An 18,873-nucleotide genomic window follows, 5' to 3' on the forward strand; every position below is an offset into this window, starting at 1 on the left:
TTGCCTCCTACCCGCGCGCCGCGCGCGGCACGATGCCGGTTGCCATGACTTCGCCGACAGGGCCGGACAGCACCTTGCCCTGCAGCTTGTCGCGCACCGAGCGCGGCAGCAGCGGAAAGACCAGCTCGGCGAAGCGATAGGCTTCCTCCAGATGCGGGTAGCCGGACAGCACGAAGGTATCGATGCCCAGCGCCGCGTACTCCTTGATGCGCGCCGCCACGATGTGCGGGTCGCCCACCAGTGCCGTGCCCGCGCCGCTGCGCACCAGGCCCACGCCGGCCCACAGGTTGGGGCTGATCTCCAGCTCCGCGCGGCTGCGTGCGCCGCCACCGGCATGCAGCGCGGCCATGCGGCGCTGCCCTTCGGAATCCATCTTGCCGATCACCGCCTGCGCGCGCGCCACCGTCGCATCGTCGAGCTTGCTGATCAACTGGTCGGCCGCGGCCCACGCCTCGTCCTCGGTCTCGCGCACGATCACGTGCAGGCGGATGCCGAACTTCACGCTACGCCCGTGGCGCGCCGCGCGCTGGCGCACGTCGGCGAGTTTCCTGGCGACCTCCGCCGGCGGCTCGCCCCAGGTCAGGTAGGTATCCACCTGCTCGGCCGCGAGCTCATGCGCGGCAGCCGAGGAGCCACCAAAGTACACCGGCGGATGCGGGCGCTGCAGCGGCGGGAACAACACCTTCGCGCCCTTGACCTTGAGATGCTTGCCTTCATAGTCGAGCTCGGCGCTTTCATGGCTGGCGGCCAACACTTCACGCCAGATACGGATGAACTCGGCGCTGGCTTCGTAGCGCTCGGCATGGTCCAGGAACAGGCCATCGCCCTCCAGCTCTGACGCGTCGCCGCCCGTCACCAGGTTCACCAGCAGGCGTGCGCCCGACAGGCGGTCGAAAGTCGCCGCCATGCGCGCGGCCAGCGTGGGCGCCATCAGCCCCGGGCGCACCGCCACCAGGAAGCGCAGCCGGGTGGTGACCGCTGCCAGCGTGGAGGCCACCACCCACGGATCCTCGCAGGAGCGGCCGGTGGGAATCAGCACGCCTTCGTAGCCGAGCGTGTCGGCCGCGGTAGCGATCTGCTTCAGGTAATCGATATTGACCTCGCGCGCCCCTTCGGAGGTGCCGAGGTAGCGGCTGTCGCCGTGCGTGGGGATAAACCAGAAGACCTGCATGTCCGTGCCTCTTCAGCTCTGTTTGTGGATCGTGGCCGTCCGGCCCTCGCCTGCCGCCGGCTACGTCTTACTTCTTGCCAGGCTGGTAGACCTGGTCGAACGAGCCGCCGTCGGCGAAGTGCGCCTTCTGCGCTTTCTGCCAGCCGCCAAAGGCCTCATCGATGGTGAACAGCTTGACCTTGGGGAAGTTGCTCGCATACTTGGCGGCAATCTTCTCCGAGATCGGGCGGTAGTAATTCTTGGCCGCGATTTCCTGGCCCTCGTCGGTGTACAGGAACTGCAGGTAGGCTTCGGCCACCTTGCGCGTGCCCTTCTTGTCCACCACCTTGTCCACCACCGCCACCGGCGGCTCGGCCAGGATGGAAATCGACGGCGCGACGATGTCGAACTTGTCCGGGCCCAGTTCCTTGATCGCCAGGATGGCCTCGTTTTCCCAGGCAATCAGCACATCGCCCAGGCCGCGCTCGACAAAGGTGGTGGTGGCGCCGCGGGCGCCGGAATCCAGCACCGGCACATTCTTCAGCAACTGGCCGACGAACTCCTTGGCCTTTTGCTCGTTGCCGCCCGGCTGGCGCAGCGCGTAGCCCCAGGCCGCCAGGTAATTCCAGCGCGCGCCACCCGAGGTCTTCGGGTTAGGCGTGATCACCTGCACGCCAGGCTTGACCAGGTCGTTCCAGTCCTTGATGCCCTTGGGATTGCCCTTGCGCACCAGGAACACGATGGTCGAGGTATAGGGCGACGCATTGTGCGGCAGGCGCTTTTGCCAGTCCGGCTTGAGCAAGCCCTTCTCGGCGATGGCGTCGATGTCATAGCCCAGCGCCAGCGTGACCACATCCGCATCCAGCCCATCGATCACCGAACGCGCCTGCTTGCCCGAGCCGCCATGCGACTGGCGGATGGTCAGCGCATCGCCGCCCTTGGCCTTCCAGGCCTTGGCGAAGGCGGCATTCACGTCCACATACAGCTCCCGCGTGGGATCGTACGAAACGTTCAGCAGGGCGGTGTTGGCCCAGGCGGTCTGGGTGGAACCAATGACGGCCAGTGCCGCGAGTCCGATGGCCAGCTTGCGAATCATGTGTCTTGCTCCCGTATTCTCGTCGTGAAATGGCGCATTCGCGCCGCGTTTCATGGCCTTCCTTGTGTGGGAAGGCTTGCGTCAGGGATGAAGACTACCGAGGGGGCTATCTGAAAGGAACGAATGGTTTCGCCGATCCTTGCACGTTTTCCGCATAAGATTCGACGGAAATATGAACATGCCGGAGGGGGTGGTAGCGCGGCTCGCAGCGGCAAGGCGCTTGCACCGGCCACCACGAAATGCGCATCAAATGACACGTCATGCAGGTGAGGCAAACTCACGAGCCAACTGCTAGCATGTCCGACATTCAGCGGCATGCCGCATGCAGCCGCCCTGCCCGCTTGAGCCCGGTTCCACGCGTCACCGGCGTGTTTCGCTTTCCAGGGGACATGCCTTCTGTAGTCCAACGCAGCAAAACAAGACCATGACGGGAGAAGACAGATGATGAACATCAGAACTCTGGGGATGCTCGCGGGCGTCGGCCTATCGATCGCCTCCGGCGCCGTGCTGGCGCAGAACAGCGGCCTCACGCGCACGATTGTCGGCAAGGAAGATGTTTCCGTGCCGGGGCGCGAAGCGGTCGTGGCGCGCGTGGAGCTGGCGCCAGGGATCCATGCCGGACGGCATACGCACCCGGGAGACGAGATCAGCTATGTGGCCGAGGGGCAGGCCGAGTTGCTGGTCGAGGGGCAGCCACCTCGCCTCGTCAAGGTGGGCGAGTCGTTCGTGGTGCCCGCAGGAGTTGTACATGACGCCCACAATTCCGGCACGACACCGACCCGGCTGATTGGCGTGTACGTTGTCGAGAAGGGCAAGCCGCTGGCCACGCCGGCACCCTGAGTTCGCCGCAGCGGCATCCCAGGGCGGCCAGCACACTAACCTGTATCGACGCTGGCCGCCCCGGCTCACAACCTGGACATTGCCGTCAGCGGCCTGCGCTGTTGACGCGGGCCGGCCACTGTCCATCGGCGATCAGCGCGCGAACCGTTTCCATCAGCAGATCCAGCAACGCAGAGACCGCGATCGACCTGAGCAAGCGAGCCTTCGAGATGGGCCTGGTTATCGAGTCCGATTCAACGCCGCAGGCACGCGACGCACACGTGAGCAGTGAGATCGCCAAATGGCAGATCGTCGCGCGGGCGGCCGATATCGAGGATGCAATGAAGCATGACCCGACCTGACTTTGCAAGCGCATTCGACCCCAGCCGACACCGCATGCGCGCACAGCGGTATTTCGAGGATTTCGCCGTTGGGGAGCGCTTCGTACTGCCATCCCGCACCATGACCGATGCCATGTTTGCCGTATTCCAGCTCGCCAGCGGCGATAGCCATCCCGTGCACTGTGACGTGGAATACTGCCGCGCGCGCCCTGAGCCGCCGTGGCTACCCGGCGATACAATTCCGCTGGTCTTGCTCACCCATCACACCGACACGGGATTGTGCCGCCCTTACCTGCCGCCTTTGGCGTGGCGCAGCGCCGGCAACATCTCGGCAGGCTCCGGCCGGTGCGTGTAGTCAGGATTGACCTCGGCATACAGGATGGTCCCATCCTGCCCGATCACGTAGCGCGCCGGCATCGGCAGCGTCCAGCTCGCGTCGCCGTTGAAGGCCGGCAGGTCGTTCTTCAGTTGCTTGTACAGATCCACCAGATAGTTCGGCAGTGCGAAGCGCAAGCCAAACGCGGCAGCCACGTCGTTATGCGTGTCGCTGAGGATGGGGAAGCTGAGCTTGTTGGTGCGCACGGACTTGCGGCTATTGACCGCGTTCTGCGGCGAAATGGCCACCACGCTGGCGCCGGCTTCCCTGAACACCGGCACGGCCTCTTCCAGCGCCTGCAGTTCCATATTGCAATACGGGCACCACACCCCGCGGTAGAAGCTGACGATGAGTGGCCCTTGCGCCAGTAGCTCCTCCGAGGAAACCGGTGCGCCCTCCGGGTCCGTCAGCGTGAAGACGGGCGCCGTGTCCCCCGCCTTCAGCGCGCGGCCTGCTTGTCCCGAGGCAATCAATTGAGCCGTAGCCCGTTCCATGATGGGATGGATTTCCGGCGGTGCGAAATACGGCGCCTTGCCGGCCTTGAAGTCCGCCTTGATGGCGTCGAGTTTTTGCTGCAGTGACATGCTGACTACTCCATCTGATCCAAGTAAGCTGCTCGATGCGAAGGTGCACGTTGCTGGAATCATGTTCGGTCAAGCTGCTTCCCGCCGGTAGGCGAGCCGCGGGAATATGATTCATTCTTTCCGGACATAACCCGGCGGCAATCCAATGAGAGGAAGCGCATCGTGGACAGGATGACTGCCATGGAAACACTGGTTGCCGTCGTCGAGGCAGGCTCTTTCTCGGGCGCCGCGCGGCTGCTGAAGGTCGGGCAGCCGTCCGTATCGAAATCGGTCGCACAACTGGAAGCACAGCTCGGCGTGCGGCTGCTCGTGCGGTCCACCCGCGGCCTGTCGCCGACCGAAGCAGGAAAGAATTTCTACGAGCACGCCAAGCGCGCGATCGAGGAAGCGGATGCCGCGGAGCATGCGGCCAGGGGCTCGGGCGCCAGTCTTTCCGGCCGCCTGCGCGTGACCGCGGCCGTCACCTTCGCGCGGCTGCATATCGTGCCGCACCTCAAAGCCTTCCTGGCCGAGCATCCGCAACTGGTGGTGGACGTGCTGCTGGAGGATGGCAATATCGACCTGCTCGAGCATGGAGTGGATGTCGCCCTGCGCATGGGCGCGTTGCGAGATTCGGCCATGACCGCCAGGAAGATCGCGCAAAGCCAGCGGGTCGTGGTCGGCACGCCGCGCTACTTCACCGCTGCCGGCGAGCCAAAGGTGCCCGCCGACTTGCTCGCGCATGAGGCCATCGTCTACGACCGCGAGGGCGGCGGCGATGCCTGGGCGTTTCGCCGCGACGGCGCCGAGGTATCCGTCGAGGTGTCCGGCCGCTTGTGGGTCACGGCCGCCGAGGGCGTGCGTGCCGCAGTGCTCGCGGATATCGGTGTGGCGATCGGCTCCGAATGGATGTTCGCGCCGGAACTGGCCAGCGGCGAAGTCAGGCAGGTGCTCGCCGGATGGACGCTGGCACCGGTCGACCTCTGGGCGATATTTCCGACCGGCCGCATGGCCAGCGCGAAGGTGAGAGCTTTTGTCGCGTTCGTGGAAGCGGCACTGCGCCGCGACATCGCTTAGCGAAGAGAAAAAACGGATGCCGCAGCGTCAGCACGATGCGCTCGGTCTGGCTAGCCAGCGCGCCAAGGAACACGCAGGGACCGAGATGCCCAACCGGGTCCGGATAGTCGGCGCTGTTCAGCGGCACGTCGCGCACCCACAGTGCGCGGAATCCGAGCACGTCGGCGAGCTTGGCCGGCGCCGCCTGCTCGCGGAAGTCCGCGACGACCTGGCCCACAACCGGGCGAGCCGGACCATTAGGAACCGATAGCGCCGGGCGGACAAGCGACAAGAAAAAGCCCGCCCCACTTGCGTGGCGCGGGCCAAGTTTCCGTATTCTGGAAACGGGTAGACAAGTCATGAAGAGCGCCCCCGCATCTCCATGACGGAAATCATCTTAGCGGGCGGCACCATCCTGGTCCTTGACCCACATCAAATGGCCGTCTGGTTTGTGCTGTGGTGGTGCAAAGGTAGTGCGAAGGCAGTGCGGCGCTTGTATGGAGCTTGTACGGATTTGCCGGCGTCAAGCCAGGTCATCCAGCTTGACCGCAAAGCCGCGCTGCACGCCGGGACGCGCAAACAGGGCGTCGTACCAGCGCCTGACATTGGGAAACTGCGCCAGCGAGACCTGATGGCGCTCGTGGCGCCAGGCCCAGCCCAGGATCGCGAAATCTGCCACCGACAGGTCGCCGGCCACATACTCCACCTGCGCCAGGCGCCGGTCCAGCACGCCGTACAGGCGCCGCGTTTCCTCCGAGTAGCGCTTGAGCCCATAGTGCCGGTCGGCCTCCGCCTCGACCGTGCGGAAGTGATGCACCTGGCCCGGCATGGGCCCGAAGCCACCCATCTGCCACATCAGCCACTCCAGCACCGGCACACGGTCACGCAAGCTCGCGGGCAGGAACTTGCCGGTCTTCTCGGCCAGGTAAAGCAGGATCGCGCCGGATTCGAAGACGCTGATCGGCTGCCCATCGGGACCATCCGCATCGACGATGGCCGGGATCCGGTTGTTGGGGCTGATGCGCAGGAAATCCGGTTGGTGTTGCTCGCCCTTGGTGATATTGACGGTCTTGACGGCATACGGCAGCGCCATTTCCTCGAGCGCGACGCTGATCTTGCGTCCGTTCGGCGTATTCCAGGTGTGCAGGGTGATAGTCATGGGAATCGGTTCGTGATGAGGGGATCCAGGCTCAGCTCAAGGGCGCCGCAACGTATTGGCGGAAGCCGGCGCGCTCGCTCACTTGCGCATACCAGCGTTCGAGATTGGGCAGCGCGGGACGATCGATCTGGCCATCCAGGCCGAACCAGCGGCGTGCGTAGGCGCCCAGCACCAGGTCGGCCAGCGTGAAGACGCCGCCCTCCATATAGTCGCGGCCTTCCAGGTGCTGATCGAGCATGCGCCACAGCCCTGCCACCACGCCGGCCTCAGCCGTCAGGCGAGCCACATCGCGTTCGGCGGCGGGCGTACGCACAAAGCCCCAGAAGACCGGCCGTTCGGCCGGCTGCAAGGTCGACAGCGACCAGTCCAGCCAGCGGTCCACGCTGGCGCGCACCTTTGGCCCGGCCGGGTACAGCGCACCTGCCTTGCCATACTCCATGGCGAGGTAGCGCAGGATGGAGTTCGACTCCCACAGCACAAAATCGCCATCCATGATCGTCGGGACGCGCCCGTTGGGATTCATGGCGAGATAGCGGGGCTCGTTGTTGCCGCCGAACTGCATGCCGGCGTCGATCCGCTGGAACGGCAAGCCAAGTTCTTCGCAACCCCACAGTACCTTTTGCACATTGACCGAATTCGCACGGCCCCAGATCGTCAGCATTCGATGTATTCCCGTTGGAGAGTCCCGCGTTTCGCGCAATCTTCAACGATACACCAAGGTGCGGACCGGAGCCTCGGCCGGGTCGTTACCGCTGCGGCATATCCGCCGCCGAATACCCCAGGCTGACCGTGGCATCCTCCGGAATCGGCGGCATGCCCGCATTCCACGCCAGCCAGGCCTCGCGCATCGCCGCCAGCCGCTGGGGTTCGCGCTTCGCCAGGTTGGCGCGCTCGCGCTCATCGCGGCTGAGATCGAACAGGTACTCGTGTCCGTCCACCTGCAGATACTTCCAGTCGCCGTCGCGCAGCGCGCGCTGGTCGCGGTGGTTCATGCGCCAGTGCAGCGGGCGGTGGAAGCGGTGCGCCGCATCGCGCAGCAACGGCATCAGCGACACGCCGTCCAGCGGGTAGCCGGGATCGGCCTGCACGCCCGCCGCATCCAGCATCGTGGCCGACCAGTCCATCGTCATGCAGTGCTGCGCGCTGGTGCCTCCCGGCGCGATCATCGCGGGCCAGTGCGCGATCCATGGCACACGGATGCCGCCCTCGGTCAGGTCCATCTTGCCGCCCACCAGCGGCCAGTTGTCCGAGAAGCGCTCACCGCCGTTGTCGCTGGTGAAGACGATCAGGGTGTTGTCGAGCTGGCCGAGCTGGCGCAGCGCCTGCACCAGCCAGCCGATGCCCTCGTCCATGTGGCCGATCATGCGCCGGTAGGTGTGGATGTTGCCGCCATCGAGATGGAACAGGTTGTTGCTGACCTGCGGCGCCAGCGCGGCGTCGTCGCGGGTTTCCCACGGCCAGTGCGGCGCGGTGTAATGCAGGCTCAGGAAAAACGGCGCGCCCTCCCCGCTCATGCGCGTCACGTAATCCACCGCGCGCCGCGACAGCAGATCGGTCAGGTAGCCGGGCTCCTGATGTTCCGCGTCGTTGTGCCACAGATCGTGACGGCCGCTGGAATCGCAATGCGTGAAGTAATCGACACCGCCCGCCATGGGGCCAAAAAACGCCTGATAGCCCGACAGCAGCGGGCCGAATGCCGGCGCAAAGCCCAGGTGCCATTTGCCGATCAATGCCGTGCGATAGCCCTGCGCCCGCAGCAGCGAGGGCAAGGTGGGATGCGCTGGCGGCAGGCCCAGCGCGCTGCTGCCACGGCTTTTGCTGTTGATCGGCTCCTCGGCCGCGCCGCGCAGCCGGTACTGGTAGCGCGCCGTCATCAGTGCAAAGCGCGTGGGAGAGCACACCGGCGAGTTGGCATAGCCCTGCGTCAGCATCAGGCCGTTGGCGGCCAGGCTGTCGAGCACCGGAGACACCGGCTCGCGCCCGCCATAGCAGCCCAGGTCCGCGTAGCCGAGATCGTCGGCTACGATATAGATCAGGTTCGGTTTCATTCGACTTTCATGCCGGTGGCAACGATGAGTTGACGATATCGCTCGGACAGGTCCGACAACCGCCGCGCGGCGGCCGCGCCGGTGATGGCTTCGGGCTGTAGGTCCAGCGCCTGCATGCGAGCCTGCACATCGGGCCGCGCGAGCGCGTCGGCGATGGCGCGCTCGAGCACGCGCACCACCGGCTCCGGCGTGGCCGCCGGCACCATCGCCACATACAGTACCTCATGCTCCAGCTCCTTCATGCCAAGCTCGGCCACGGTAGCAATGCCCGGCGCCAGCCGCGAGCGCTGGTGGCTGGTCACCGCCAGCGCCGTCACCTTGCCCGCCTTGACGAAGGGCAGCATGCTGGGCGTGGCCAGGATGCCGCCATCCACCTCGCTGCCCACCACTGCGGTCACCGCCGGCGTGCTGCCCTTGTAAGGCACGTGGTTCAGCTTGAGGCCGGTGGCGCGCTGGAACTCCTCGATGGCCAGGTGGCCCGGGCTGCCGCTACCTCCCGAGCTGAAGTTCAGGCGCTTCGCCTTGGCCTGTTTGACCAGGTCCGGCAGCGAAGCGATGCCCGACGACGGGGACGTGCCTACCAGCAACCCCGAACTGGCCAGTATCATCAGGGGCTTGAGCTCGCCAGGCCGGAACGGCATGGCGCCGTAGATATGCGGATTGACGGTAAAAGTGGTATCGATGCCGAACAGCACCGCATAGCCATCGGCCGGGCTCTTGGCCACCGCCCCCGCGCCCAGGTTGCCGCCCGCCCCCGGCTTGTTCTCGACCACGAAGGCCTGCTTGAGCTCGCCCTGCAGCACCTCGGCCACTGAACGGGCCAGCAGGTCGGACGGGCCACCCGGCGGGAACGAGTTGACGAAGCGCACCGGCTTGGCCGGATAGCGCTCCTGGGCGTGCGCGGCGAGTCCCGGCGCGCAGAGCAGGAGCGCAAGGGTTGCGGCCCGCAGCGGGGCGGCAAGGCGATGGAACATGGCGTGGTCTCCGTTGTTATGCATGCACTGGCATTGCGGCGCCTCGTGGCGCCGCAATGCCGGACAACTCTACTTGGCATGCCGTCGATTGTTCTAATCAATCATTTCGGTCCCCATCGCCAGTCCATCGCGGCCAACCAGCCACGCCGGGACCGCCCGCTTCCTTGCGCCTGAGCAGCGTCATCGGGACATCCACGGCTTGCCCCATCGACTCACCTGTTGCGCGCCACGGCGTCAAGAAATGCGGTGTAGCATTCATCGCATTTCTTGACGCCGTGGCGCCGCAGGCCTGTAATGCAGCTTCTCGCGCGCCGCCTTGCCAGGCCGCGCGATCACGAACCAACCATGCGATTCATCCGGGCCGCCCCATGCCAGCTTCCAATCCAGCCTCCGATCGCCTGAACCAGCCGCAATCGATCGAGGACCTTTTTCTCTACCGCTTGAGCTGCCTGCTGGCGAATGCCGGCGGCATCGTGATCCGCTATTGCGAAGGACAATTCGGCGTCACCCGCAGGGAATGGCGCCTGCTGGCGCTACTCGCCGCGCACGGCGCGATGAGCTCGTCCGAGCTGGCGCGGCTGGCCCACCTGGACCGTCCCCGCGCTTCGCGCACGATCACGGCGATGGTGGACAAGAAGCTGATCAGCCGGGTGGCGCGGCCTGGTGATGCACGGCAGGTCACGCTGGCCTTGACCGCCGCGGGCGAGGCCCTGTACGGCGAGATCTTCCCGCTGACGAAACAGGTCAACCTTGAACTGCTCGATGCGCTCGAGGACAAGGACGCGGTGCAACTGGATGCCATGCTGATGCGGCTGGAGCAGCGCTCCCGGCAGATGGCCGCGCGCGGCGGCCTGCCGCTAGCGGACCGGCGGCGCGGCGGCAGCGCACGCAACCGCCAGGCGCTGGCATTGCACGATGCGAACGAAGCCAGCAACGGCGACTAGGCCGGCCTGGCGCACGAACTTCCCGCGCGTGCCGCGCAGCACGCCGGCGTAGCGTGACCGCTGGGAAACGCCAGGTGTCCTTGGATGGCAACGCCGCCCGCTATACTCCAGGTCCCCCAAAAAACCTCAAGCAACCGGAAACCGTCATGCCCACCATCCCCGCCTGCCCCCAATGCGCCCTGGAGAACACCTACCCCGACGGTGACAACTATGTCTGCGCCGACTGCGGCCACGAGTGGGCCATGGTGGCCGCCGCGCAGGACGATGACAGCGCCCAGGCTGTGGTGAAAGATGCCAACGGCGCCGTGTTGAACGACGGCGACGCGGTGGTGCTGATCAAGGACCTGAAGGTCAAGGGCTCGTCCATCACGCTGAAGATGGGCACCAAGGTCAAGAGCATCCGGTTGGTGGGCGGCGACCACGAGGTCGATTGCAAGATGGACGCCGGCAGCTTCATGCTCAAGGCCTGCTACCTGCGCAAGGCCTGAGCCTGGCCGGATCAGCGCGCCTCGCGCGCTGCAAAGCGAGTCTCCAGCAGCGCGGCGAATTCCTCGGTAATCGCTGAGCTGGCCGACTGGCTGGACAGCGCCATGCGCACTTCCACCGGGCAAGCCGGCAGCAGCGTCAGCACGCGCAGGCCATGCGCGAATACCTCGGCCACATACGGGTTCACGATGCCGATGCCGGCCCCCTCCGCCGCCATGCTGCAGATAGTGCCGGAGTAAGTGGTCTCGATGGTGGCCGATGGCTCGACCTGCCATTGCCGCATTCCGCGCAGGAACGCCACGTGTAGTTCGTCATCGGCGTTCAGGGTGAGCAGGAACTGGCCCTGCAGGTCGCGCACGTGAATCATGCCGCGCCCGGCCAGCGCGTGACTGGGATGCATGACGCAAACGGCGTTAGTGCGATGCATGACCCGCACGTCGAAGTGGGGATCGTCGAGATGGCTGGTGGACAGCACGAGGTCATACTGGCCATTGAGCAGGCCCTCGCGCAGGTGGTGCCCGCCTACCGTCTGCAGGTTGACATGCACATCGGCGTGGCGGCGCGAGAACTCGCCGACCACTTGCGGCATCACGCCCAGCCCGAGAGACGGCGTACAGCCGATGCGCAGTACGCCAGTCCCCGACTTGCGCAGCACCGCCACGTCCTGCTCGATCCTTGCCAGCCCCATGAAGTGATGCTGCACCGTCTCGAACAAGCGGCGCGCTTCCTGCGTGGGGCGTAGCCGCCCCTTCTGTATATCAAACAGCTTGAGTTCCGCCGCGGCCTGCATCTGGGCCAGCAGCCGGCTCACCGACGGCTGGGTAGTGTGCAGCATCACCGCGGCGGCGGTGGTGGTGCCGGTGAGCATCACCGCCCGGAAGGCTTCGATTTCACGGAAATTCAGGGGTCTCGGCATGGGAAACAACACGATCGATCAGATCGGGAGGATATATCACGGCTGCATAGCCCCCTCCTGATAAAGCATTATTCAGAATAAGGTCGCCCCCCTACACTCGCCGCACGATCAAGACGAACGCCGCCGCCGATAGCCGGGCCGGGTGGTCAAAAACGAGGGAGAACACACCGATGAAGCGGAAGTTGCTGTTGAAGAATGACTGGAAATCCTGCTTGGCCGCGGCCGTCCTAGGCACCACCTTCGCGGGCAGCGCGTTCGCGCAGCACGGATACCCCGACAGGACCATTCGCATCATCGTGCCGTTCAGCGCTGGCGGCAGCTCCGACATGCAGGGCCGCATGCTGGCGGACCGCCTGGGCCGGCTCTACAAGCAATCCGTGGTGGTGGAAAACCGCCCAGGCGCGGGGGGCCATATCGGCGGCAAGGCGGTGGTCGATGCGCCTGCCGATGGCTACACCCTGCTGCTTGGCTCCATTGGCCTGCACGCCACATACAACACCTACAAGAAGCTCAACTACAACCCGGCCACGGACCTGAAGATCGTCACCGTGCTGGCCGAGATGCCGCACGTAGTCGTGGTAAACCCGAAGGTGCCCGCTAACAACCTCCAGCAGCTGGCAGCGGCCGCGCGCCAGCACACGGACACGATGACATTCGGCTCGGCAGGTGTCGGGTCCTCGGTCCATATGATGGGCGAACTCTTCAAGCTCAACGCCGGCGCGCCGCTGGTCCATGTGCCTTACAAAGGCAGCGCGGCGGCCATGACCGACCTGCTGGGCGGCCAGATCGACATGATGTTCGAGAACCCGCCGACCACGCTGTCCTACATCCGCGCGGGCAAGCTCAAGGCGTTGGCCGTGACCGGCAAGGTGCGCTCGCCCGCGCTGCCCGACGTGCCGACAGCGGCGGAGTCCGGCTATCCCGCCTACGTGGCAACGTCCTGGACCACGGTGGCCGTCAGCGCCAAGGTGCCGGACGCGATCGCCGACAAGCTCAACGCCGATATCCGGCAGATCGTCGCCACGCACGAGTTCCGCCAGGGTCTGCAGGAGCAAGGCATGACCCCCGTGGCCAACACCCGTGACGCTGCACAGCGCTTTATTGCGACGGAAAAAGCGCGCTGGGACCAGGTCATCGCCAAGGGCAAGATCAGCGCGGAATAACACGGAGTCAAGCTGCGCAATACCAAGGCGGCAAACCCGCCTTGCACCAGCACACCCAGTCTCAACGGTAACCCAGCCTCATGCATTCCTCACACATCATTGCCAGCCCTCTGCCCTACCGGCGGCTGGGCGCGGACGGTCTCCACCATTTCTTCGGCTACTACAACAAGAGCACCTGGGACCGCAGCCAGCGCTACGTGCTGGCGCAGCGCGTGCCGATGGCCGACGCCGAACTGACGCCGGACCTGGTGGCTGAGATCGGCTTCTTCGACCTGCAGGACGGCGACCGCTTCCACCGCGTAGGCCAGACCACCGCCTGGAACTGGCAGATGGGGGCGCAACTCCAGTGGCTGGATGGCGCGCCCGGCAGGCAGCTCATCTACAACTGCCGGACGGACGACCCGTCGGCCATTTATCCGCATCTAGGCGCAACGGTGCACAACGTGGAGACGGGCGAAGACAAGACGCTGCCCATGCCCGTGTATGTGGTCGCACCGAGCAGCGAGTACGGCCTTTGCGTGAACTACCGCCGCCTGTACATTACGCACCAGACCATCGGCTACAGCGACACGACGCCACAACCGCCTCTGCCCAACGCGCCGGCGAACGACGGCATCCACTACATGGACCTGCGTACTGGCGAGACGCGCCTGGTACTGAGCTACCAGGACCTGCGCGACTTCCAACCGAAAGCCTCGATGGACACGGCCATCCACTGGGTCAGCCATATCGAGATCAACCCGCGCTCGTCGCGCGTGCTGCTGCTGCATCGCTGGACCGAGCGTGTCGAGGACGAGATGTGCTTCCTGCACCGGCTCATCACGGTCAATCCAGACGGCTCCGACCTTCGCCTGCTGGAGTGCTCCGACCATCCGCTGCCGCAGCTCGCGAAGGATTTCGATCCTAACGCTGTCGGCACGTTCGACTACGAAAAGTCCGAGCACCAGATCTCGCATCCGCTGTGGCGGGATGACGAACACATCATCGTGTGGGGACCGCACGCCGGCAGCATCCACTACCACCTCTATCACGACAGCGTGGGCGGCGAGGTGCAGGTCATCGGTGAGGGTGTGCTGACCGAGAACGGCCACATGACGTTCTCCCCGGTGGCGCGCAACTGGTTGCTGAGCGACACCTATCCAGACAGTGTCACCAACGAGCGGGTCCTCTTTCTCTACAACACGGCCACCGGCCTGCGCCACGACCTGGGCAGCTTCTACACAGACCCGGGTCTGAAGAAAGAGAACCGCTGCGACCTGCATCCACGCTGGAGCCGCGACGGCCGCCACGCCTGTATTGACTCGATCCACGACGGCGAACGGCAGATGTACGTGATGGACGTCAGCGCGCTCACAGCCAGCGCCTGAAACAAGCCCCCGCTTCGCCCTCAGCGCGTGGCCACGATGAAGAACCGCGGGAACGGCAGCAGCACCGTGCCGTCCTCCATTGGCCGATAGGCGCGCGCCACTTGCGCGGTGTAGCGCTCCAGGTAAGCCGCGCGCTCGGCTTCATCCAGCGGGTCCAGGAAGGGGCGCAGTCCAGTGCCCTTGAACCACTCGACAATCGCCGCGGGGCCACCGGCCAGCGCGTGGTGGTAGGTGGTGTGCCAGACATCGACCGCGCCGCAATGCGCGCGCAGCAATTCGTAGTACCAGCCAGCGCCCTGCAGCCCGGTACGCGCCTGAGAAGCGGCGGCCAGCTTGCCGGCCCACGGGCCGTCGGCGGCGACTTCGCGCATCAGGCGGTGCGCGGGCGTGTCCAGCGTGTCGGGCACCTGGATCGCGAGGCTGCCGCCGGGCGCCAGCTTGGCGGCAAGCGCGGGCAGCAGGCGGCCGTGGTCGGGCAGCCATTGCAGCACGGCATTGGCGAGGATCACGTCGTAAGGGCCCGGGTCGTACCAGGTTTCGATGCGGCTCACCTCGAATTTCAACGCCGGCAGCCGCTTGCGCGCGGCTTCGACCATGTCGGCCGAGCTGTCCAGCCCGGTCACGCTCGCGCCGGGAAAACAGGCGGCCAGCACTTCCGTCGAATTGCCCGGGCCGCAGCCGATGTCTACCGCGACGCGCGGCTCGCGCCCCGGCACCGCTGCCAGCAGGTCACGCACCGGGCGGGTACGTTCGTTCTCGAATTTCACGTATTGCTTGGCTGACCAGGTCATTGCGGCTCCTTTGCGGGTTCGGTTCTGGTGTCTCGAAAGATCGGGCGTTTCTGGCGCATTTCGAGCATCTGGCGTGGTGTCCAGCCACGCCAGGAACTCAAGCGGGTTGCCCGGCTACGGCGAGGCGGGAAATTGGCGTCCATGTCCAGTTCTTGTTCTTGTTCTTGCATGGCCGTGCTCCGTGGATACCCGACGCATGCCGTCAGGATAGAGCCGAACTGCTATGATTTCCAATGCATATTGAGCACGTTTTCAATACCCGGAGAGTATGGCAATGATTGAGCTTCGCCGCCTGCGCGCCTTCGTCGTGCTGGCCGAGGAAGGCCACGTCACCCGTGCCGCCGAGCGCCTGGGCATGCAACAGCCGCCGCTCACGCGCCTGTTGCGCGGGCTGGAGGAGGAGCTGGGTGTTTTGCTGATGCGCCGCCTGCCGCGCGGCGTGCGTCCGACGGAGGCCGGCCTGGCATTGCTGGAAGAGGCCCGCGCCGTGCTGGCCCGGGCCGAAGGCGTGGCCGACGTGGTCCGCCGCGCCGCGGCCGGGGAGCAAGGGCGGCTGGCGGTGGGCTTTACCAGCTCCGCCGCCCTGCACCCGTTTGTGCCCGCCGTGCTGCGCCGGTTTCGCGAGAGCGTGCCGGGTGTTGCCGTGACGCTGGAGGAAGCCGGCACCAGCGAGCTGGTGGACGCGATCCTGCACGAGCGGCTGGACGCCGCGTTCGTGCGCTCGCCGGTGGGCGGCACCGCCGGGCTGGTGCTCGATGCCGTGCTGGAGGAGCCGATGCTGGCGGCGTTGCCGGCCGGGCATCCGCTGGCGGCGCAGGCTGGCGCGCTGCCGCTGTCGGCGCTGGCGCGCGAGCCTTTCATCCTCTATCGCCGCCCCGCCGGGCCCGGCTTGTATGACGCGATCCTGACCGCTTGCCGTGCCGCGGGCTTCAGCCCGCTGGTGGCACAGGAAGCGCCGCGCCTGCCGGCCACGCTGAGCCTGGTGGCAGCAGGCCTTGGCGTGTCCGTGGTGCCCGCGTCCATGCACCGCCTGGGTGGCGAGGACATCGTCTATCGCCCGCTAGGCGATAGCCCGGTGCTGAGCGCGCCCCTGCACCTCGCGATGCGCCAAGGCGCGCTGCCGGCCGCCGTGATGCGCTTTCGCGCCATGGTGCGCGAGATGGTGGCGGCTGCGCCAATCGCGCCAACGCGCGCGATTGGCAATTGAAGGCACGCATCGTTGCCAGTGCGTGCTTCCTCGGGACTAGTGGCTGATCATCCAGGGCCGCGTGCCGGGAAAGGACTTGGCCGCACCCGGCTTGCCGGCCAGGCCGGCGCTGCCGCCCGAACAGCCACAGCCTGGCCCATGGCGATGTCCCTGGGAACTCAAAGGCGCGTGGGCGCTGCGCTCGTTGCCCGCATGCGCGACGCGGCGGGCCGAGGGCATCAGGGCCAGCATGGTCGCGGTGACCTGGCGCCGGGCTGCGTGGCCGCAGCCGGGGCATGGCTGCGGCGCGTCGCGCTCGTCGATGCGGCGCACCGCGGTGAAGCTGCCGCACGCCTCGCAGGCGTATTCATACATGGGCATACAGGTCTCTCCGCTTGGTGGAAGGTGGCAAGCGCGGCCCCCCTTGGGGAAGGAGGAGGAAGGCGGGAGCCCGCGCTCGCCGGGACTTCACATCTCTGGCTGGCGCTCAGATTGGCATTCAGGCCACATCCTGCGAAAGCAGGACGTCGGCACCTCCCTTGATGTGCACGGTGGGTCCGTTGGCCTGCGGCCGGATATCGAAGTCGAAGATCTGCGTCGGTATCCAGAGCGTGGCGCAGGAGTTGGGGATGTCCACGACGCCGCTGATATGCCCCTGCACCGGCGCCGTGCCCAGGATGGCGTAGGCCTGCGCGCGCGAGTAGCCGAACTTGGTCAGGTATTCGATCGCGTTCAGGCAGGCCTGCCGGTAGGCGACGTTGACATCCAGGTAGTGCTGCTTGCCTTGTTCATCCACCGAGATGCCTTCGAAGATCAGGTAGTCGTTGTAGGTCGGCGTGATCGGGCTGGGCTTGAAGATGGGGTTCTTGATGCCGTACTTCGCCATGCCGTCCTTGATCACGTTGACCCGCATGTGCACCCACCCCGCCATCTCGATGGCGCCGCAGAAGGTAATCTCGCCATCGCCCTGGCTGAAGTGCAGATCGCCGACCGACAGCCCCGCCCCATCCACATACACCGGGAAGTACACCTTGGAGCCACGCGACAGGTCCTTGATGTCGCAGTTGCCGCCATGCTCGCGCGGCGGCACGGTACGCGCGCCCTCGGCTGCCGCCCGCCTGCCGGCGTCCCCGACGAGCTTGCCCATATGGGCGGTCGCGGCAAACGGCGGGTTGGCCAGCGGCGGCACGCGATTGGGGTCGGTCTTGATCAGCCCTGTCTCGCGTTCGTTCCAGGTATGGAGCAGCTTGGGATCGGGCAGGCAGCCGATCAGCCCGGGATGGATCAGCCCGGCGAACTCCACGCCGGGCACATGGCGCGACGTGGTGTAGACACCGTGGAAGTCCCAGATGGATTTCTGCGCCAGCGGGAAATGGTCCGTCAGGAACCCGCCGCCGTTCTGCTTCGAGAAGAAGCCGTTGAAGCCCCACTGGCTTTCGGGCTTGGCGCCTACGTCCAGCAGGTCGACCACCAGCAGGTCGCCCGGCTTGACGCCGCGTACACCCACCGGCCCGGAGAGAAAGTGGACGATGGACAGGTCGATGTCCCGCACGTCATCCGCCGACTCGTTGTTCTTGATGAAGCCGCCGGTCCAGTCATAGGTCTCCAGGATGAACTCGTCGCCGGGATTGACCCAGCAGGCCATGGGAATGTCCGGGTGCCAGCGGTTGTGGACCTGTTCGTTCTCGTACGCCGATTGCGCGAGATCGACCTTGATCAGGGTATCTGCCATGTGCCTGTCTCCTTGGTGTGTGTCCGGTCAGTCGCCGGATTGCGGCCGTGAAACAATGCAGCCGTCCTGGCTGCATGCCTGGATCCGTGTTGGTCGCGCGCGGCTGCCCGCCGCCGCGCCGGGGTCGACCTTTGCGGTCTGTCTTTGGGGTCTGTCCTTGCGGTCTATCTGAACGATTCGCTCAGCAGCAGATAGCCTGGCAGCCAGCCGGTGGCGATACCTGCCAGGACAGTGGCAACGCCGGTGAATTTCAGGATCGGACGCTGCATCGCCAGCAACAGGAAGTACAGGAACCACAGCACGCCCCAGCCGACCCAGCACCAGGCGAACCAGGTATCCCAGACGGAGTTGGCATGGCGCAGCGCATCAATGGCGACGGGAATCACCGTGATCGACACGAACAGGCTGAACCAGCCCAGGCCACGCCCGTCCGCGCCGTTGAAGCGGTTGAGCGCAACCCACAGGTAGGTGAAGGTGAACAACAGCGTCAGCGCGCCGGCCTTGATGGATGCGCTGTCCGCCTCGCCGCCGAAGATCAGGCGCAGCGACACCAGCATCGTCACCCCGCCGGCAAAGATGTTGACGACCCAGATCTCGCGGTCGCCAATCTTGCCCAGCAGCCACAAGCCGTTCAGGCACAGCACGGCACCTACGTAAAGCAACGTCAGGCCTAGCATGGCGTATCTCCTCCGTGACGGATTCTGGT

21 protein-coding genes and 2 pseudogenes are annotated in these 18,873 nt (G+C 65.9%); 9 read left to right on the forward strand and 14 right to left on the reverse strand.

Going from position 1 to position 18,873, the window contains the following annotated elements:
- Positions 1–7: 7 nt before the first annotated feature.
- The gene (ssuD, locus tag RR42_RS12290; protein WP_043347112.1) at positions 8–1,171 is read right to left on the reverse strand and encodes an FMNH2-dependent alkanesulfonate monooxygenase; all 1,164 of its coding nucleotides are present in this window, start codon (positions 1,169–1,171) and stop codon (positions 8–10) included.
- Positions 1,172–1,238: 67 nt separating this feature from the next.
- Positions 1,239–2,246: a sulfate ABC transporter substrate-binding protein gene (locus tag RR42_RS12295; RefSeq protein WP_043347114.1), complete on the reverse strand. Its 1,008-nt coding sequence runs from the start codon at positions 2,244–2,246 to the stop codon at positions 1,239–1,241.
- Between the two features lie 465 nt (positions 2,247–2,711).
- Between RR42_RS12295 and RR42_RS12300 the strand changes: the two genes are divergently transcribed.
- From RR42_RS12300 to RR42_RS41115, 3 genes and pseudogenes are all read left to right on the forward strand, one after another.
- Positions 2,712–3,086 (forward strand): cupin domain-containing protein, encoded by a 375-nt coding sequence (locus RR42_RS12300; RefSeq protein ID WP_419188885.1) that lies wholly within the window; start codon positions 2,712–2,714, stop codon positions 3,084–3,086.
- A 209-nt stretch (positions 3,087–3,295) separates the two neighbouring features.
- Complete coding sequence (locus RR42_RS41480; protein ID WP_269083339.1) at positions 3,296–3,427, forward strand: hypothetical protein; 132 nt, start codon at positions 3,296–3,298, stop codon at positions 3,425–3,427.
- Positions 3,414–3,632, forward strand: a pseudogene (locus RR42_RS41115) (MaoC family dehydratase); the annotation flags it as partial. The gene RR42_RS41480 and the pseudogene RR42_RS41115, both read left to right, overlap by 14 nt.
- A 62-nt stretch (positions 3,633–3,694) precedes the next feature.
- On the opposite strand, the gene RR42_RS12310 reads toward RR42_RS41115, so the two are convergent.
- The gene (locus RR42_RS12310; RefSeq protein WP_043347119.1) at positions 3,695–4,366 is read right to left on the reverse strand and encodes a peroxiredoxin-like family protein; all 672 of its coding nucleotides are present in this window, start codon (positions 4,364–4,366) and stop codon (positions 3,695–3,697) included.
- Between the two features lie 162 nt (positions 4,367–4,528).
- Between RR42_RS12310 and RR42_RS12315 the strand changes: the two genes are divergently transcribed.
- Entirely contained in the window at positions 4,529–5,422 is an 894-nt protein-coding gene (locus tag RR42_RS12315; RefSeq protein ID WP_043347121.1) for a LysR family transcriptional regulator, read from the forward strand.
- 4 nt (positions 5,423–5,426) lie between these two features.
- On the opposite strand, the pseudogene RR42_RS38605 reads toward RR42_RS12315, so the two are convergent.
- The 5 genes and pseudogenes from RR42_RS38605 to RR42_RS12340 form a co-directional block, all read right to left on the reverse strand.
- Positions 5,427–5,762 (reverse strand): annotated as a pseudogene (locus tag RR42_RS38605) (hypothetical protein); the annotation flags it as partial.
- 162 nt (positions 5,763–5,924) lie between these two features.
- Positions 5,925–6,560, reverse strand: a complete 636-nt coding sequence (locus tag RR42_RS12325) for a glutathione S-transferase family protein (protein WP_043347127.1) — start codon at positions 6,558–6,560, stop codon at positions 5,925–5,927.
- 31 nt (positions 6,561–6,591) lie between these two features.
- On the reverse strand, positions 6,592–7,221 hold the full coding sequence (locus tag RR42_RS12330; protein ID WP_043347130.1) for a glutathione S-transferase family protein: 630 nt from the start codon (positions 7,219–7,221) through the stop codon (positions 6,592–6,594).
- Between the two features lie 85 nt (positions 7,222–7,306).
- Positions 7,307–8,608 carry a sulfatase gene (locus RR42_RS12335; RefSeq protein ID WP_043347133.1) on the reverse strand — a complete coding sequence of 434 codons (1,302 nt, stop codon included), beginning with the start codon at positions 8,606–8,608 and terminating at the stop codon, positions 7,307–7,309.
- Positions 8,605–9,582, reverse strand: coding sequence for a Bug family tripartite tricarboxylate transporter substrate binding protein (locus RR42_RS12340; protein WP_043347136.1), 978 nt, complete (start codon positions 9,580–9,582; stop codon positions 8,605–8,607). The genes RR42_RS12335 and RR42_RS12340 overlap by 4 nt, the downstream gene beginning before the upstream one ends.
- A gap of 368 nt (positions 9,583–9,950) precedes the next feature.
- On the opposite strand from RR42_RS12340, the gene RR42_RS12345 reads away from it, so the two are divergent.
- Together RR42_RS12345 and RR42_RS12350 are read left to right on the forward strand one after the other, a co-directional pair.
- Positions 9,951–10,526 carry a MarR family winged helix-turn-helix transcriptional regulator gene (locus tag RR42_RS12345; RefSeq protein WP_052494613.1) on the forward strand — a complete coding sequence of 192 codons (576 nt, stop codon included), beginning with the start codon at positions 9,951–9,953 and terminating at the stop codon, positions 10,524–10,526.
- Positions 10,527–10,672: 146 nt separating this feature from the next.
- Positions 10,673–11,014 (forward strand): zinc ribbon domain-containing protein YjdM, encoded by a 342-nt coding sequence (locus RR42_RS12350; protein ID WP_043347137.1) that lies wholly within the window; start codon positions 10,673–10,675, stop codon positions 11,012–11,014.
- An 11-nt stretch (positions 11,015–11,025) separates the two neighbouring features.
- On the opposite strand, the gene RR42_RS12355 is transcribed toward RR42_RS12350, so the two are convergent.
- Complete coding sequence (locus RR42_RS12355; protein ID WP_043352012.1) at positions 11,026–11,928, reverse strand: LysR family transcriptional regulator; 903 nt, start codon at positions 11,926–11,928, stop codon at positions 11,026–11,028.
- 170 nt (positions 11,929–12,098) lie between these two features.
- On the opposite strand from RR42_RS12355, the gene RR42_RS12360 reads away from it, so the two are divergent.
- Positions 12,099–13,091 carry a Bug family tripartite tricarboxylate transporter substrate binding protein gene (locus tag RR42_RS12360; protein ID WP_043347141.1) on the forward strand — a complete coding sequence of 331 codons (993 nt, stop codon included), beginning with the start codon at positions 12,099–12,101 and terminating at the stop codon, positions 13,089–13,091.
- Positions 13,092–13,171: 80 nt separating this feature from the next.
- The gene (locus tag RR42_RS12365) at positions 13,172–14,458 is read left to right on the forward strand and encodes a hypothetical protein (RefSeq protein WP_043347145.1); all 1,287 of its coding nucleotides are present in this window, start codon (positions 13,172–13,174) and stop codon (positions 14,456–14,458) included.
- A gap of 20 nt (positions 14,459–14,478) precedes the next feature.
- Here RR42_RS12365 and tam read toward each other — a convergent pair whose 3' ends face one another.
- Together tam and RR42_RS40440 are read right to left on the reverse strand one after the other, a co-directional pair.
- The gene (gene tam / locus RR42_RS12370; protein WP_043347147.1) at positions 14,479–15,249 is read right to left on the reverse strand and encodes a trans-aconitate 2-methyltransferase; all 771 of its coding nucleotides are present in this window, start codon (positions 15,247–15,249) and stop codon (positions 14,479–14,481) included.
- Positions 15,246–15,419, reverse strand: a complete 174-nt coding sequence (locus RR42_RS40440; RefSeq protein WP_158408284.1) for a hypothetical protein — start codon at positions 15,417–15,419, stop codon at positions 15,246–15,248. Before RR42_RS40440 ends, tam begins: the two co-directional genes overlap by 4 nt.
- A 104-nt stretch (positions 15,420–15,523) precedes the next feature.
- On the opposite strand from RR42_RS40440, the gene RR42_RS12375 reads away from it, so the two are divergent.
- Positions 15,524–16,456: a LysR family transcriptional regulator gene (locus tag RR42_RS12375; RefSeq protein WP_043347150.1), complete on the forward strand. Its 933-nt coding sequence runs from the start codon at positions 15,524–15,526 to the stop codon at positions 16,454–16,456.
- A 36-nt stretch (positions 16,457–16,492) separates the two neighbouring features.
- Here RR42_RS12375 and RR42_RS12380 read toward each other — a convergent pair whose 3' ends face one another.
- The 3 genes from RR42_RS12380 to RR42_RS12390 form a co-directional block, all read right to left on the reverse strand.
- Positions 16,493–16,816: an FmdB family zinc ribbon protein gene (locus RR42_RS12380; RefSeq protein WP_043347153.1), complete on the reverse strand. Its 324-nt coding sequence runs from the start codon at positions 16,814–16,816 to the stop codon at positions 16,493–16,495.
- A 118-nt stretch (positions 16,817–16,934) separates the two neighbouring features.
- Complete coding sequence (fmdA, locus tag RR42_RS12385; protein WP_043347157.1) at positions 16,935–18,167, reverse strand: formamidase; 1,233 nt, start codon at positions 18,165–18,167, stop codon at positions 16,935–16,937.
- Positions 18,168–18,331: 164 nt separating this feature from the next.
- Positions 18,332–18,844: an AmiS/UreI family transporter gene (locus tag RR42_RS12390; protein ID WP_043347161.1), complete on the reverse strand. Its 513-nt coding sequence runs from the start codon at positions 18,842–18,844 to the stop codon at positions 18,332–18,334.
- Positions 18,845–18,873 lie beyond the last annotated feature (29 nt).

The organism is Cupriavidus basilensis (assembly GCF_000832305.1).
Classification (GTDB): Bacteria; Pseudomonadota; Gammaproteobacteria; order Burkholderiales; family Burkholderiaceae; genus Cupriavidus; species Cupriavidus basilensis_F.

Excerpts from the sequence above, each read along its gene's own strand:
- RR42_RS12360 (WP_043347141.1), top strand. The coding sequence starts at position 12,099 with ATGAAGCGGAAGTTGCTGTTGAAGAATGACTGGAAATCCTGCTTGGCC.
- RR42_RS12350 (WP_043347137.1), top strand. The coding sequence starts at position 10,673 with ATGCCCACCATCCCCGCCTGCCCCCAATGCGCCCTGGAGAACACCTAC.
- RR42_RS12375 (WP_043347150.1), top strand. The coding sequence starts at position 15,524 with ATGATTGAGCTTCGCCGCCTGCGCGCCTTCGTCGTGCTGGCCGAGGAA.
- RR42_RS12310 (WP_043347119.1), bottom strand. The coding sequence starts at position 4,366 with ATGTCACTGCAGCAAAAACTCGACGCCATCAAGGCGGACTTCAAGGCC.
- RR42_RS12355 (WP_043352012.1), bottom strand. The coding sequence starts at position 11,928 with ATGCCGAGACCCCTGAATTTCCGTGAAATCGAAGCCTTCCGGGCGGTG.
- RR42_RS12330 (WP_043347130.1), bottom strand. The coding sequence starts at position 7,221 with ATGCTGACGATCTGGGGCCGTGCGAATTCGGTCAATGTGCAAAAGGTA.
- RR42_RS12380 (WP_043347153.1), bottom strand. The coding sequence starts at position 16,816 with ATGCCCATGTATGAATACGCCTGCGAGGCGTGCGGCAGCTTCACCGCG.
- RR42_RS12295 (WP_043347114.1), bottom strand. The coding sequence starts at position 2,246 with ATGATTCGCAAGCTGGCCATCGGACTCGCGGCACTGGCCGTCATTGGT.
- fmdA (WP_043347157.1), bottom strand. The coding sequence starts at position 18,167 with ATGGCAGATACCCTGATCAAGGTCGATCTCGCGCAATCGGCGTACGAG.
- RR42_RS40440 (WP_158408284.1), bottom strand. The coding sequence starts at position 15,419 with ATGCAAGAACAAGAACAAGAACTGGACATGGACGCCAATTTCCCGCCT.
- RR42_RS12325 (WP_043347127.1), bottom strand. The coding sequence starts at position 6,560 with ATGACTATCACCCTGCACACCTGGAATACGCCGAACGGACGCAAGATC.
- RR42_RS12390 (WP_043347161.1), bottom strand. The coding sequence starts at position 18,844 with ATGCTAGGCCTGACGTTGCTTTACGTAGGTGCCGTGCTGTGCCTGAAC.
- RR42_RS12340 (WP_043347136.1), bottom strand. The coding sequence starts at position 9,582 with ATGTTCCATCGCCTTGCCGCCCCGCTGCGGGCCGCAACCCTTGCGCTC.
- RR42_RS12365 (WP_043347145.1), top strand. The coding sequence starts at position 13,172 with ATGCATTCCTCACACATCATTGCCAGCCCTCTGCCCTACCGGCGGCTG.
- tam (WP_043347147.1), bottom strand. The coding sequence starts at position 15,249 with ATGACCTGGTCAGCCAAGCAATACGTGAAATTCGAGAACGAACGTACC.
- RR42_RS12345 (WP_052494613.1), top strand. The coding sequence starts at position 9,951 with ATGCCAGCTTCCAATCCAGCCTCCGATCGCCTGAACCAGCCGCAATCG.
- RR42_RS41480 (WP_269083339.1), top strand. The coding sequence starts at position 3,296 with ATGGGCCTGGTTATCGAGTCCGATTCAACGCCGCAGGCACGCGACGCA.
- ssuD (WP_043347112.1), bottom strand. The coding sequence starts at position 1,171 with ATGCAGGTCTTCTGGTTTATCCCCACGCACGGCGACAGCCGCTACCTC.
- RR42_RS12300 (WP_419188885.1), top strand. The coding sequence starts at position 2,712 with ATGCTCGCGGGCGTCGGCCTATCGATCGCCTCCGGCGCCGTGCTGGCG.
- RR42_RS12335 (WP_043347133.1), bottom strand. The coding sequence starts at position 8,608 with ATGAAACCGAACCTGATCTATATCGTAGCCGACGATCTCGGCTACGCG.